Source organism: Bacillus multifaciens, assembly GCF_030756675.1.
Taxonomy (GTDB): domain Bacteria; phylum Bacillota; class Bacilli; order Bacillales; family Bacillaceae_G; genus Bacillus_A; species Bacillus_A multifaciens.
On the sequence record NZ_JAVBXD010000023.1, the window covers coordinates 64,460 to 77,245 of the forward strand.

The 12,786-nt window shown below is 39.0% G+C and carries 12 protein-coding genes, 13 tRNA genes, 1 rRNA gene and 1 pseudogene; 25 read left to right on the forward strand and 2 right to left on the reverse strand.

Translation table 11 applies throughout. The annotated features are described in order from the left end of the window. The first annotated feature begins 54 nt into the window (after positions 1 to 54). The 3 genes from Q9306_RS15210 (at position 55) to uvsE (ending at position 4,642) form a co-directional block, all read left to right on the forward strand. Positions 55 to 1,431, forward strand: coding sequence for a UDP-N-acetylmuramoyl-tripeptide--D-alanyl-D-alanine ligase (locus tag Q9306_RS15210; protein WP_306199884.1), 1,377 nt, complete (start codon positions 55 to 57; stop codon positions 1,429 to 1,431). A gap of 579 nt (positions 1,432 to 2,010) precedes the next feature. Then, positions 2,011 to 3,579 carry a degradosome RNA helicase CshA gene (cshA, locus tag Q9306_RS15215; RefSeq protein WP_306199887.1) on the forward strand — a complete coding sequence of 523 codons (1,569 nt, stop codon included), beginning with the start codon at positions 2,011 to 2,013 and terminating at the stop codon, positions 3,577 to 3,579. Positions 3,580 to 3,679: 100 nt separating this feature from the next. Then, positions 3,680 to 4,642, forward strand: coding sequence for a UV DNA damage repair endonuclease UvsE (gene uvsE / locus Q9306_RS15220; protein WP_306199891.1), 963 nt, complete (start codon positions 3,680 to 3,682; stop codon positions 4,640 to 4,642). A 2-nt stretch (positions 4,643 to 4,644) separates the two neighbouring features. Here the strand turns inward: uvsE and Q9306_RS15225 are convergent, their stop codons facing one another. Further along, complete coding sequence (locus Q9306_RS15225) at positions 4,645 to 5,208, reverse strand: rhomboid family intramembrane serine protease (RefSeq protein WP_306199894.1); 564 nt, start codon at positions 5,206 to 5,208, stop codon at positions 4,645 to 4,647. A gap of 88 nt (positions 5,209 to 5,296) precedes the next feature. On the opposite strand from Q9306_RS15225, the gene acpS reads away from it, so the two are divergent. From acpS to Q9306_RS15255, 6 genes and pseudogenes are all read left to right on the forward strand, one after another. Beyond that, a complete protein-coding gene (acpS, locus tag Q9306_RS15230; protein ID WP_306199897.1) occupies positions 5,297 to 5,656 on the forward strand; it encodes a holo-ACP synthase in 360 nt (119 codons plus the stop codon). A 93-nt stretch (positions 5,657 to 5,749) separates the two neighbouring features. Then, positions 5,750 to 6,760, forward strand: a complete 1,011-nt coding sequence (locus Q9306_RS15235; RefSeq protein WP_489670932.1) for a LolA family protein — start codon at positions 5,750 to 5,752, stop codon at positions 6,758 to 6,760. A 181-nt stretch (positions 6,761 to 6,941) separates the two neighbouring features. Then, positions 6,942 to 7,278 (forward strand): annotated as a pseudogene (locus Q9306_RS15240) (alanine racemase C-terminal domain-containing protein); the annotation flags it as partial. 237 nt (positions 7,279 to 7,515) lie between these two features. Beyond that, on the forward strand, positions 7,516 to 7,803 hold the full coding sequence (locus Q9306_RS15245; RefSeq protein ID WP_000004571.1) for an antitoxin EndoAI: 288 nt from the start codon (positions 7,516 to 7,518) through the stop codon (positions 7,801 to 7,803). A 4-nt stretch (positions 7,804 to 7,807) separates the two neighbouring features. After that, positions 7,808 to 8,158, forward strand: coding sequence for a type II toxin-antitoxin system endoribonuclease NdoA (gene ndoA, locus Q9306_RS15250; protein ID WP_020063273.1), 351 nt, complete (start codon positions 7,808 to 7,810; stop codon positions 8,156 to 8,158). Positions 8,159 to 8,224: 66 nt separating this feature from the next. Continuing rightward, positions 8,225 to 10,396 (forward strand): Tex family protein, encoded by a 2,172-nt coding sequence (locus tag Q9306_RS15255; RefSeq protein WP_306199913.1) that lies wholly within the window; start codon positions 8,225 to 8,227, stop codon positions 10,394 to 10,396. A gap of 91 nt (positions 10,397 to 10,487) precedes the next feature. Here the strand turns inward: Q9306_RS15255 and cmpA are convergent, their stop codons facing one another. Next, positions 10,488 to 10,601: a cortex morphogenetic protein CmpA gene (gene cmpA, locus Q9306_RS15260; RefSeq protein ID WP_251228537.1), complete on the reverse strand. Its 114-nt coding sequence runs from the start codon at positions 10,599 to 10,601 to the stop codon at positions 10,488 to 10,490. A gap of 107 nt (positions 10,602 to 10,708) precedes the next feature. Here cmpA and Q9306_RS15265 point away from each other — a divergent pair, with 107 nt between their 5' ends. The 16 genes from Q9306_RS15265 to Q9306_RS15340 all read left to right on the forward strand — a co-directional run. After that, entirely contained in the window at positions 10,709 to 11,155 is a 447-nt protein-coding gene (locus Q9306_RS15265; RefSeq protein ID WP_306199918.1) for a SprT family protein, read from the forward strand. Positions 11,156 to 11,278: 123 nt separating this feature from the next. Further along, positions 11,279 to 11,353 (forward strand) — tRNA-Asn (locus Q9306_RS15270). Between the two features lie 8 nt (positions 11,354 to 11,361). Then, a tRNA-Ser gene (locus Q9306_RS15275) sits at positions 11,362 to 11,452 on the forward strand. A 7-nt stretch (positions 11,453 to 11,459) separates the two neighbouring features. Beyond that, positions 11,460 to 11,534 (forward strand) — tRNA-Glu (locus Q9306_RS15280). A gap of 4 nt (positions 11,535 to 11,538) precedes the next feature. Then, positions 11,539 to 11,614 (forward strand) — tRNA-Val (locus tag Q9306_RS15285). 20 nt (positions 11,615 to 11,634) lie between these two features. Beyond that, positions 11,635 to 11,711, forward strand: a tRNA-Met gene (locus Q9306_RS15290). A 3-nt stretch (positions 11,712 to 11,714) separates the two neighbouring features. Beyond that, positions 11,715 to 11,790 (forward strand) — tRNA-Asp (locus Q9306_RS15295). A gap of 75 nt (positions 11,791 to 11,865) precedes the next feature. Then, a tRNA-Gln gene (locus Q9306_RS15300) sits at positions 11,866 to 11,940 on the forward strand. A 5-nt stretch (positions 11,941 to 11,945) separates the two neighbouring features. Continuing rightward, positions 11,946 to 12,021 (forward strand) — tRNA-Lys (locus Q9306_RS15305). 15 nt (positions 12,022 to 12,036) lie between these two features. Continuing rightward, positions 12,037 to 12,117, forward strand: a tRNA-Leu gene (locus Q9306_RS15310). 3 nt (positions 12,118 to 12,120) lie between these two features. Next, positions 12,121 to 12,206 (forward strand) — tRNA-Leu (locus Q9306_RS15315). Continuing rightward, positions 12,177 to 12,314, forward strand: a complete 138-nt coding sequence (locus Q9306_RS15320) for a hypothetical protein (protein ID WP_306199921.1) — start codon at positions 12,177 to 12,179, stop codon at positions 12,312 to 12,314. The genes Q9306_RS15315 and Q9306_RS15320 overlap by 30 nt, the downstream gene beginning before the upstream one ends. After that, positions 12,292 to 12,368: transfer RNA gene (locus Q9306_RS15325), tRNA-Arg, on the forward strand. The genes Q9306_RS15320 and Q9306_RS15325 overlap by 23 nt, the downstream gene beginning before the upstream one ends. A 4-nt stretch (positions 12,369 to 12,372) precedes the next feature. Continuing rightward, positions 12,373 to 12,449, forward strand: a tRNA-Pro gene (locus Q9306_RS15330). A gap of 1 nt (position 12,450) precedes the next feature. Continuing rightward, positions 12,451 to 12,521, forward strand: a tRNA-Gly gene (locus tag Q9306_RS15335). A gap of 76 nt (positions 12,522 to 12,597) precedes the next feature. Beyond that, positions 12,598 to 12,786: ribosomal RNA gene (locus Q9306_RS15340) — 16S ribosomal RNA — on the forward strand; the annotation flags it as partial.

The following is a 12,786-nucleotide window of genomic DNA, read 5'->3' on the forward strand; positions in this document are numbered from 1 at the left end:
GGAGAAGCACTATTCAAATGAATAGTGTTTCTTCCTTGTAAGGAGTGTTTTTGTATGATACAACGAACAGCGAAGCAAGTTGAGCAAATGGTATGTGGAACAAGTTTAGCAGGGCAGTGGCATGATGTAGCGATAAAAGGTGTTTCCATTGATACTAGAAAGATTGAAAAAGGAAATTTATATGTTCCAATTCAAGGAGAACGTTTTGATGGTCATACTTTTGCGAGGAAAGCAATCGAAAATGGTGCTGTTGCAACGCTATGGAAAAAAGGTGTGGCCAACCCGCCAGAAAATGTACCAGTTATTTTTGTAGAAGACACATTACAAGCATTACAAACATTAGCGAAAAACTATCGTGATCAGTTAAATGTGAAGGTTGTTGGTGTAACAGGAAGTAACGGAAAAACATCAACAAAAGATATTGTGACAAGTTTACTGGGAGCAAAATTTAAAGTGCAAAAAACAGAAGGGAATTTCAATAACCATATTGGACTTCCGTTGACCATTTTAAATTTAGAAGAAGATACAGAAATAGCTGTATTAGAAATGGGTATGTCGAGCCGTGGTGAAATTGAATTTTTGTCAAAGCTTGCTCGTCCTGATGCAGCGATTATCACAAATATTGGCGAAGCACATTTAATGGATTTGGGCTCTCGTGATGGAATTGCCGAAGCGAAGTTAGAAATTGTGACAGGTTTACAAGATAATGGCGTATTTGTTTATAACGGAGATGAGCCATTGCTAACTACACGTGTACCAGGCATGAATTTATCAGCAAAGACAATTACATTCGGTGATGCAAGAGCAAATGATTACTACCCAGTTTCTGTAAAATTGGAAGCAATAGGTACACAATTTAAAATGAATCAAGCGCAGGATGTAGTATTTTATTTGCCCGTTCTTGGGAAACATAATGTATATAACGCATTAGCATCAATGGCGGTTGCTGAGTTCTTTGGCGTAACGTGGGAAGAAATGAAACAAGGTTTAGTGAATTTGAAAATGACAGGCATGCGTATGGAAGTTGTAAAAACGGATGCTGGGTTAACAATTATTAATGATGCATATAACGCGAGTCCGACAGCGATGGAAGCAGCGTTCCATTTAATGAATGAATTAAATGGATTTTCTAAAAAAATTCTCGTTCTTGGCGATATGTTGGAGCTTGGTGACCAAGAAGTGCAATTTCATTATGAAGTTGGAAAACTAATTGATCCAGCTCGTATTGCATATGTGTTTACGTACGGTACGCTCGGGGAACAAATGGCAGAAGGCGCAAAAATTAATTTTCCTAATGAGCGAGTAAAGGCTTATGACAATAAAGAAGAACTCGTTAAAGATTTAAAAGAAGTCGTTGATGTGAAAGACGTTGTATTAGTAAAAGCATCTCGTGGTATGAAATTAGAGGAAATTATTACGATGATCAAGTAATTTGGGTTTTGTTGTCCTATATAGTCTACTCTATTGCCTGGTTATTGGAACCCCTTACAATAAAGGGATTCAAAATCTAGGATAAAGATGACGAAATTTATATATAAATAATGGTGAGAGTTGGGTTTGCTTTTTACACATACAAAACATATAATTGATAGGGTGTAATAACGTTGTAGAGTTTTTTGTGATAAATGTAGGCCCGTTTATATTATGTAAACATCAGGGAAAGGGCATTTTCCGCAAACACGGAAAGTGTCTTTTTTGAGTGAATAGTTAGGATAATTACTCCTGCCATTTGAAAGTTATAATTGTTTGAAATGGGGTTTTACTACCCGGAAATAGCGGGATAAATTTGTCTCGGGACTACTTTTGTCTAGCTTTACGTTTGGATGTTTAAGGTGCGTATACTTGTTACATTCATTTTTCAAAAGCTAGTTTTATTATAATTGTCAGGCGATCTTGCGCTGATAACGCATTTTGTCTGAAGAAGACTTAGCCCAACCTTACTTGGATATCCTGTGAATATGAGAAGAAGGAATAATCTGGGCTATTTTAGATAGAAAAGGAGAAGTAAAATTGACAACATTTCGAGAGTTAGGATTAAGCAATTCTTTATTACAGTCTGTTGAAAGCATGGGGTTTGAAGAGGCAACACCAATTCAGGCAGAAACAATTCCAGTAGCCTTACAAGGTGTAGACATCATTGGTCAAGCTCAAACGGGTACAGGGAAAACAGCTGCATTTGGATTACCACTATTAGAAAAAGTAAATACACGCCAAGATACAGTTCAAGGTATCGTTATCGCACCAACTCGTGAATTAGCAATTCAAGTAGGTGAAGAGCTATACAAAATTGGTCAACATAAGCGTGTGCGCATTTTACCAATCTATGGCGGTCAAGATATTAACCGTCAAATTCGTGCGTTGAAAAAAGGTCCACACATTATTGTGGGTACACCAGGACGTATTTTAGATCATATTAAACGTAAAACACTTCGTCTGCAAAACGTAGAGACAGTTGTTCTTGATGAAGCGGATGAAATGTTAAATATGGGCTTCATTGAAGATATTGAAGCGATTTTAACGGATGTGCCTGAAACACACCAAACATTATTATTCTCAGCAACAATGCCAGACCCAATCCGTCGCATTGCGGAACGCTTCATGAGCGAACCTAAACATATTAAGGTTAAAGCGAAAGAAGTAACTATGCCAAACATTCAGCAGTTCTATGTAGAAGTGCAAGAGAAAAAGAAATTTGACGTGTTAACACGTTTATTAGATATTCAATCTCCAGAGCTTGCAATCGTATTCGGTCGTACAAAGCGCCGTGTTGATGAATTATCAGAAGCATTAAACTTACGTGGCTATGCAGCAGAAGGAATTCATGGTGATTTAACACAAGCGAAGCGTCTTTCTGTATTACGTAAATTTAAAGAAGGTTCAATCGAAGTTCTTGTTGCGACAGATGTAGCAGCACGTGGGCTTGATATTTCAGGTGTAACACACGTATATAACTTTGATATCCCACAAGACCCTGAATCATACGTACACCGTATTGGTCGTACAGGTCGTGCAGGTAAAACAGGTCTTGCAATGTTGTTTGTAACACCGCGTGAAACAGGACAATTAAAGAATATTGAGCGTACAACAAAACGTAAAATGGATCGTATGAATCCACCAACATTAGATGAAGCTTTAGAAGGACAACAACGTTTGATTGCTGAAAAACTTCAAAGTACGATCGAAAGTGAAAACTTATCATACTACAAACGTATTGCGGAAGAGTTATTAGAAGAGCATGATTCTGTAGCGGTTGTAGCTGCTGCTTTAAAAATGATGACAAAAGAGCCGGACGCAACGCCAGTTTCTTTAACATCAGAACCGCCGGTAGTTTCAAAAGATCGTTCTAGAAAGAGAAACGGAAACGGAAGCGGAAACGGCAACGGAAGAGGTGGTTATCGTGATGGTAACCGCGAAGGCAACCGTAATCGTGAAGGTGGCCGTAACCGTGATGGCAACCGTAATCGTGGTGGTCGTAAAGGAGAAGGTCAAGGACGCGAAGGTCGCGAGGGTCGTTCTGGAGCTCCTAGAGGACGCGGCGGAGAAAGAAAGCATACAGGCCGTAAACCACAATCTAACTAAATATATAGAAAAAAGACAGCCTTTTTCGAGAGGCTGTCTTTTTTTGTATCTTTATTTGGGTATACTACATAGAAACTTGTATCGGAAAAGAGGAAATGGAATGCTCGTAAAGCTTGGGTATGTTGCGATGAGTGTGCGTGTCAAAAATGCTTCTCCTTCACAAACAATGACGTATGCGAAGTTTCAGCGAATGCAAGACAGAGAAGCAGCAATCAAAAATTTAGAGAGGATTTCTAATTCTAATTTGGAGAATTGTTTACGGTTGTTAAAACATAATTATGGACATGATATTTCATTCTTTCGTTTAAGTTCGAAATTAATTCCTCTGGCAAACCATGAGGCGTTGTTAGAATGGGACTATATAAAACCTTTGCAAGAAAATTTACGGAAAATTGGAGAATACGCAAGACAAAAACGGATGCGAATTGACTTTCATCCAGATCATTTTGTTGTTTTAAATTCATTGCGTCCACCTGTTGTAAAGCAGTCGCTAAAAACATTACAGATGCATGGGAAGTTGCTGCAGGGAATGGGAATCGATAGAACGCATCGTTGTGTTTTGCATGTTGGTGGTGCATATGGGAATAAAGAACAAGCGCTAGAAAAATTTATTGAAAACTGGTCGCTTGTTCCAGCTGGGATTCAAAAGATGATTATGCTAGAAAATGATGACACTACATTTTCTTTAAAAGAGACGCTGTACTTAGGAGAAAAACTTGGGATTCCGGTCGTTTTTGATTTACATCATCATATGATGAATCATGATTTAGAAGAGTGGGAAAGCCACTGGGAACGTGTTGTGCAAACGTGGGAGCAATCCCCTTTGCCGATTAAAATGCATATTTCGAGTCCGCGAGAAGGGAAGAATCCGCGGGCGCATGCCGATTTTATTGATTCTGATTCTTTCGTTTCTTTTTTGCGACATATAAAAGGAAGTGTTCCGGAAATACACTGTATGATAGAGGCGAAACAAAAAGATGAATCGCTTTTGCAGTTGATGAGAGATATGACTGATAAGGCGGGGATAGAGATAATAGATGGTGCAAGCTTTTGGGTGAAATAAGCTTATGCACCATCTGTTTTTTTTATGAATAATGGTCCTAAACAAGCTCCTGTAAGTAATCCGACTAGGTGGCTAATTGAATTTGTTGTTGTATCGAAAAATGTAAATGCAAGGAGAATACATAAAATGATAACAAAGAGAAGAATTTCTTTTCTTCTAGTTGGCTGAAATTGCATATAGAATAGGTAAAGCTGCACTCCTAATAGTCCGAAAATAGCACCGGAAGCCCCTGTATGAGTATAGTGGATTGGAAAGAGAAAGTAAGAGGCGATATTTCCGGTAATTCCAGACGTAAGAAACACAAATAAAAATCGAATGCTATGCAGTTGTTTTTCTAATGAAAATCCAAGCGTAAAGAAGCAGATGCTATTGGATAGAAAATGAGAAAATGTTGTATGAACAAATAATGAAGAAATGAGTCGCCACCATTCTCCTTCAGCTATACATTCGTTACAGGCGATTCCGATAGAGAGTTTCCCTAATGATAGTAAAACAAGTTGTATAAAAAGTAGTGCCGTAGTAACTGGCGGAAAAGAAGAGAATGAGTATTTTAATGGAGTATTCATATTTACACTCCTTTTGCTGTTAGCGTATTGTCTGTTATTCTTACAATATGAAAGTGAGAAAGAAAATAGAAGGAAGGAACGGCAGGATATGATTGTAGGAGTTGGAATCGATATTATTGAAATTGAAAGAATTGAAAAGATGATAGAAGGGCAACCGAAATTTATAGAGCGTATTTTAACGGAAAACGAGCGCCAGGTGGCATACGCGTTAAAAGGGAAAAGACGTAGTGAATTTGTCGCAGGGCGCTTTGCGGCGAAAGAAGCGTATTCGAAATCGCTTGGTACTGGAATTGGAAAAGAGGTTAGTTTTTTACATATTGAAATTGTGAATGATGAAAGAGGAAAACCTATTTTACTTGCCAATACAAATCATACGATTCATCTTTCGATTAGCCATAGCCGAGAGTTTGCGGTAGCGCAGGTTGTTTTAGAAAGCTCGTCAAGCTAGTCTGCATATTTCACCTCTTTGTCTCATATATTTGAGTAGCGTTAAGGAAGAGGCTTTCTTCCACTTACTTATTGAGACAAAGGGGCTGAACGTATGAAAAGGCGGCTATTTTTGTTTATTGCGGGTTTGTTGACCGTTTTTCTGTTAGCAGGTTGCATGGAGAAGAAGAAAGAAGATGTTGTGCAAGACTTGAATGAAAGAGTAAAAGACATGAAAAGCTATCAAGCAGAAGCGAAACTATCGATTAAAACAGGAAATGAACCACAGGTGTATGATGTTGAAGTTTGGTATAATAAACCATCGTATTACCGAGTGAATTTAAAAAACGCAAAGAAAGATCAAAGCCAAATTATTTTACGAAATGATGAAGGCGTGTTTGTTCTTACTCCATCTTTAAATAAAAGTTTTCGCTTTCAAAGTGATTGGCCGCAAAATAGCAGTCAAGCATATTTATATGAATCACTTGTCAGGGATATTTTGAACGATAAGGACCGTTCGTTTAAGAAAACTGACAAATATTATGTGTTTGAAACAAAAACGAACTATCATCATCAAAATATGTTGCCAAGACAACAAATTACATTTAATAAAAAAGATTTATCGCCTGTTTCAGTGAAATTGATGGATAACGATCAAAATGTTCTTGTGCAAGTAGATTTTTCGAAAGTAAAGTTTGATGCGAAATTTGATAAAGGTGCATTTGATACGAAGCAAAATATGTCTAGAGCACAAGTGGATATACAAACAACAGCTCAACAAGAAAAACCATTTGCTGTGTTGTATCCAAGTGATACACCGCAAGGTATGACTTTAAAAGAAGAGAAAGAGTTTAATGCAGATAACGGAAAACGTAGTATTCTTACGTATACTGGTAATAAGAAGAGTTTTACATTAATACAGGAAAAGGCGAAAGTAGCACCAACTATTGCAACGCAAAGTGTGAGTGGTGAGCCTGTTGATTTAGGTTTCACTATTGGTGCATTAACAAAGGATTCTGTTACATGGTCACATAATGGAGTGGAGTATATGCTTGTATCAAAAGATTTGAAACAAGAAGAATTATTAATGGTAGCGCGTTCTGTGACCCAGAAACAAGTAAAGTAAACGACTAAGACGTGGTGACGACAGTGTACACCACGTTTTTTTAGCTCGTCTTCATGTATTGATAAAAACTTTTATGTAATCTGATGAAATAAAGGTGAGAAAAAAGTGAATATAAAAGAATAAGCTTTGCATATCGTATAAAGGAAGTGTTTTTTCTAGATGGAGAAATCGCCTATAGCCCACTTATCGAACGGAAAAAGAAGAATGGATTGCTGCGTTTCTTGTTGGATATGCTGATGGTTGGTTACGGAGATTACAAGGGTTTGAAATTCTTGTAAATGGTATTAGAGTGCCAATTGTGGGGAGAATGACAATGGATATGTTAATGCTTCATGTGCCTTGTGAAGTACCGATTGGGACAAAAGTCACTATAACAGTATATTAGTGCTACAGAGGTTGCGGAGTATTTAGGGACAATTCATTATGAAGTGATTGCAACAATTGAGTTTCGTGTTCCGCGCGTATATGTGAAAAATGGAAAAGTTGTAGAGGTGGTAAATTATTTGCATGATATATAAGAGGGGCTTCCGAAGTTTAAATGCACGTTTATCATAATATTTTTTACTAGATGGCAATTTGAGAAACTCGTTTTAGAAGAATAACAAAGAAAAATACATGGAAATGAATGTTTTATTTCCAAGTTGGAAAACATAAAACAAGACATTTAGGAAGTCTTTGCAACAGGCCCTATACAATGGTATTATTACAATAGGTGTCATATATGTGTGTGTAGTTGACGGTGGAGGTGTATTTTTGTGTCCGAATCAAGTGTAACTACTGAAATTGTTGTTCGGTTGCCAAAACAAGTGGTAACAGAATTAGACGGAATTGGAAAACAAGAGAATAAGAATCGCCATGAACTTATTTGCCAGGCAACACAATTGCTATTGCGCCAACATAAAACGAAGAAGCGCTACCAGCATGAATCAATGAGACGTGGGTACATTGAAATGGGAAAAATTAATCTTGGTATTGCATCTGAAGCTTTCTTAGCAGAGTATGAAGCAGCTCATACAGTAGAACGCTTAGTTAGCGGGGGGTAATCTTTTGATTGTAAAACGCGGCGACGTGTATTTTGCAGACCTTTCCCCAGTTGTTGGTTCTGAGCAAGGAGGCGTTCGTCCGGTTCTTGTCATTCAAAATGACATTGGGAATCGCTTTAGTCCTACCGTAATTGTGGCGGCCATTACTGCACAGATTCAGAAAGCAAAATTGCCCACCCATGTGGAAATCGATGCAAAAAAGTATGGATTTGAGAGAGATTCGGTTATCTTGCTCGAACAGATTCGAACAATCGATAAGCAGCGCTTAACGGACAAAATCACTCAGTTAGACGATCTGATGATGAATCGTGTAGATGAAGCTCTGCAAATTAGTTTAGGACTGATAGATTTTTAGTTCAACGTTGAAGTTGCTCTCTTGTAAGAGCAACTTTTTTTATTATTGAAGGAGGTTTTGTTGCAAATGGAAATGGTAGATAACCGTCAAGGGTTAATGAAAATGTTAGCGAAAGAATTGAATTTTTCAGAGAAGCAAGTTCGTCATGTTATTGAGTTAACAGAGGAAGGGAATACAGTTCCTTTTATTGCTCGTTATCGAAAAGAATGGACAAACTCATTAGACGAAGTGCAGATTCGCTCGATTTTAGAAAGATGGCAATATATCACTCAGCTTGAAAATCGTAAAGAAGAAGTGTTGCGTTTAATTCATGAAAAGGGAAAGCTTACAGAAGAATTACGTCGTAACATTACATCTGCAACAAAACTACAAGAGATTGAGGATTTATATCGTCCATATAAAGAAAAACGAAGAACAAAAGCGACAATTGCGAAAGAGAAGGGATTAGAACCTTTGGCAGATTGGCTATTAACGTTTGCGGAGGATGATGTGTTAGAAAAAGCAAAAGTGTTCGTAAACGAGGAGAAAGAAGTTCAGTCGCCAGAAGAAGCACTGCAAGGGGCCAAAGACATTATTGCGGAATATGTGTCTGATGAAGCATCTTATCGTAGTTGGATTCGCAATACTACCTTTAGAAAAGGGACAATTTCAGCAGTTGTAAAAGATGAAGAAAAAGACGAAAAGAATGTATATGAAATGTATTACAGCTATGAAGAGCCGCTCCAAAAGGTTGTTCCGCACCGTGTATTGGCTATGAATCGTGGTGAAAAAGAAGAGATTTTAAAAATAACAATTGTTCCTCCAGTTGAAGACATTCTTCAATTTCTACATAAAAAAGTAATTCAGAATTCATATGCATCAAGTACTTCTTATGTACAAGAAGCGATGGAAGATGGTTATAAGCGTTTAATTCAACCGTCTATTGAAAGGGAGATTCGTAAAGAGCTAACGGAAACAGCGGAAGAACAAGCAATTCATATTTTTTCAGAGAACTTACGGAATTTATTGTTACAACCGCCGATGAAGGGGAAAGTAGTATTGGCTGTAGATCCAGCTTATCGTACAGGATGTAAACTGTCAGTTGTAGATGATACGGGGAAAGTGCTTCATATCGATGTTATCTATCCGCATCCGCCTGTTCGGAAATATGAAGAAGCGAAAAAGAAGTGTATTTCAATTTTAGAAAAGTATGAAGTAGAAGTAATTGCAATTGGAAATGGTACGGCTTCTCGTGAAACGGAAGAATTTGTAGTAGATGTGCTACAAGCGGCTGTGCATGACGTGTTTTATATTATTGTCAATGAAGCAGGGGCAAGTGTGTATTCCGCATCAGAATTAGCGAGAGAAGAGTTTCCGAATTTGCAAGTTGAAGAAAGAAGCGCAGTTTCTATTGGAAGACGTTTGCAGGATCCGCTTGCGGAATTAGTAAAGATTGATCCGAAGTCTGTTGGGGTAGGGCAATACCAACATGATGTATCGCAAAAACGATTGAATGAATCATTAACATTTGTTGTTGAAACAGCTGTAAACCAAGTTGGGGTGAATGTAAATACTGCTTCTGTTTCCTTATTACAATATGTTTCTGGTTTATCGAAAACAGTTGCGAAAAACATTGTAAAAAAACGTGAAGAGAGCGGGAAGTTTACAAAACGTGCTGAACTGAAAGATATACCGCGATTAGGTGCGAAGACATATGAACAATGCATCGGATTTTTACGAGTTTTAGAAGGTGAGAATCCGCTTGATCGAACAGGCATTCATCCAGAGCAATATAAGAATGTGGAATTGTTATTGAAAAGTTTAGGATTATCTATTACAGACGTTGGACAACCTCATTTGCAAAAGCGCTTAGAGGAAGTAGAGATTTCTTCGTTATCAGAGCAAACAAACATTGGTGAACCTACGTTGCGAGATATTATTGATGCCCTTATTCGTCCAGAGCGAGACCTACGTGATGAATTACCAAAGCCGCTTCTTAAAAAAGGTATCTTAAAACTAGAAGATTTAAAACGCGGTATGGAATTGGAAGGTACAGTTCGAAATGTTGTTGATTTTGGTGCTTTTGTTGATGTCGGTGTAAAACAAGATGGACTAGTTCATATTTCGAAAATGAGTAAGCAGTTTGTAAAACATCCATTAGATATTGTGTCTGTTGGACAAATTGTAAAAGTGTGGGTTGATGCGGTTGATATGAAAAAAGGACGCGTTGCCTTATCAATGTTACCGTTAGAGGATTGAAAAAATAAATGATTGGGTGCCACGCCCATGGATAAATTTATTGTTAGTTGAATGAAAAGGGAGTGGAATAGTAATCCATTCCCTTTGTTTATTAGGAATGTTGCTTTTTTTTATAAAAAAACCAGCATTCGTTAAGTAATTTGATTTGATAGCGGTTTTTTTCATAATAAGCACGCCGCATTTGTTTGCGAAGCCATGCTGGCATATGAATCCCTCCTTTTACAGAAGTGAGGATGGGTATATGTACTATTTAATGTATGCATGAGACAAACAAGACGTGTAGATTTATTTTAATGAGTAGGAGAGATAAGGATGCATGAAGGAGATATTCAGAGATTGGTGGAGGAAGTATCGATAAAATATTTTGCGAGACTATTTTTACATAAGGCAACGTTTAATAAACGGTTACGTACGACAGGTGGGCGGTATATACTAAGTACTCATAATATAGAACTAAATTATCATTATTATGTAGCGTATGGGGAAAAGGAATTGATTGAAGTAATTAAACATGAGTTATGTCATTATCATTTGCATCTTATGGGGAAAGGGTATCAACATCGGGACAAAGACTTTCGTGAATTATTAAAGCGTGTAAATGCACCGCGTTTTTGTAAAAGAATTGCAGGGAGAAAAGTGGAGATAAAACAATATGTGTATGAGTGTATAACGTGTCATCTTCAATATGTAAGAAGACGCAAAGTGAATACAGTTCGGTATGTATGTGGAAGGTGTAAAGGGAAATTAAAGCAGGTTTAAAAACTCCTTGACACTAAAAAAACAATCCAGTATAGTATAAACATGTCACGTCACTACAGAATATTGTAGGAAGCGCTTGACTTAGAAAATAAATTTTTATAAGATATAAATTGTCTTCAATATTCCGCAGTAGCTCAGTGGTAGAGCTATCGGCTGTTAACCGATCGGTCGTAGGTTCGAGTCCTACCTGCGGAGCCATATAATATAGAGAAGTACCCAAGTGGCTCAAGGGGCTCCCCTGCTAAGGGAGTAGATCGCGTAAGCGGTGCGAGGGTTCGAATCCCTTCTTCTCTGCCATAATTTTGGCCCGTTGGTCAAGTGGTTAAGACACCGCCCTTTCACGGCGGTAACACGGGTTCGAATCCCGTACGGGTCACCACTTCGGAGGATTAGCTCAGCTGGGAGAGCACCTGCCTTACAAGCAGGGGGTCGGCGGTTCGATCCCGTCATCCTCCACCATATAAGTTTATAAATATCATCGCGGGGTGGAGCAGTCCGGTAGCTCGTCGGGCTCATAACCCGAAGGTCGCAGGTTCAAATCCTGTCCCCGCAACCAAATGGTCCCGTGGTGTAGTGGTTAACATGCCTGCCTGTCACGCAGGAGATCGCCGGTTCGACCCCGGTCGGGACCGCCATTTAAACTTCTGACAGATGGAAGTTGTTTTTTTGTTAGAGGGATGGAAAAAATGTTTTTCATTCTCTTAAATTAATGGGCTATAGCCAAGCGGTAAGGCAACGGACTTTGACTCCGTCATGCGCTGGTTCGAATCCAGCTAGCCCAGCCATTTAAGAGCCATTAGCTCAGTTGGTAGAGCATCTGACTTTTAATCAGAGGGTCGAAGGTTCGAGTCCTTCATGGCTCACCATTTATTTTAATTTCCGCGGGTGTGGCGGAATTGGCAGACGCACCAGACTTAGGATCTGGCGCCTTTGGCGTGGGGGTTCGACTCCCTTCACCCGCATATGCGGTCGTGGCGGAATGGCAGACGCGCTAGGTTGAGGGCCTAGTGGGGGCAACCCCGTGGAGGTTCAAGTCCTCTCGGCCGCACCAAAAAAAGAAATAAAAAAAGCACTTGCATTAATCTTACTGACATGGTATATTAATAAAGTCGCAAAAAACAAACAACATACATTAAGCGCCCGTAGCTCAATTGGATAGAGCGTTTGACTACGGATCAAAAGGTTAGGGGTTCGAGTCCTCTCGGGCGCGCCATTTACGGGAAGTGGCTCAGCTTGGTAGAGCACCTGGTTTGGGACCAGGGGGTCGCAGGTTCGAATCCTGTCTTCCCGACCACGCGGGTGTAGTTTAGTGGTAAAACAAGAGCCTTCCAAGCTCTGGTCGAGAGTTCGATTCTCTTCACCCGCTCTTGAGTTCTTTGAAAACTGAACGAAACAAACAACGTGAAACGTCAATTTTTATTTATGATGCTAGACAAACACTTTTATTGGAGAGTTTGATCCTGGCTCAGGATGAACGCTGGCGGCGTGCCTAATACATGCAAGTCGAGCGAACCGATTAAGAGCTTGCTCTTAAGAAGTTAGCGGCGGACGGGTGAGTAACACGTGGGTAACCTACCTATAAGACTGGGATAACTCCGGGAAACCGGGGCTAATACCGGATAACATTTTGC

Coding starts and splice junctions, on each gene's coding strand:
- Q9306_RS15255 (WP_306199913.1), top strand. CDS start 8,225: ATGGAAATGGTAGATAACCGTCAAGGGTTAATGAAAATGTTAGCGAAA.
- uvsE (WP_306199891.1), top strand. CDS start 3,680: ATGCTCGTAAAGCTTGGGTATGTTGCGATGAGTGTGCGTGTCAAAAAT.
- Q9306_RS15210 (WP_306199884.1), top strand. CDS start 55: ATGATACAACGAACAGCGAAGCAAGTTGAGCAAATGGTATGTGGAACA.
- cmpA (WP_251228537.1), bottom strand. CDS start 10,601: ATGCCAGCATGGCTTCGCAAACAAATGCGGCGTGCTTATTATGAAAAA.
- acpS (WP_306199897.1), top strand. CDS start 5,297: ATGATTGTAGGAGTTGGAATCGATATTATTGAAATTGAAAGAATTGAA.
- Q9306_RS15265 (WP_306199918.1), top strand. CDS start 10,709: ATGCATGAAGGAGATATTCAGAGATTGGTGGAGGAAGTATCGATAAAA.
- Q9306_RS15225 (WP_306199894.1), bottom strand. CDS start 5,208: ATGAATACTCCATTAAAATACTCATTCTCTTCTTTTCCGCCAGTTACT.
- Q9306_RS15235 (WP_489670932.1), top strand. CDS start 5,750: ATGAAAAGGCGGCTATTTTTGTTTATTGCGGGTTTGTTGACCGTTTTT.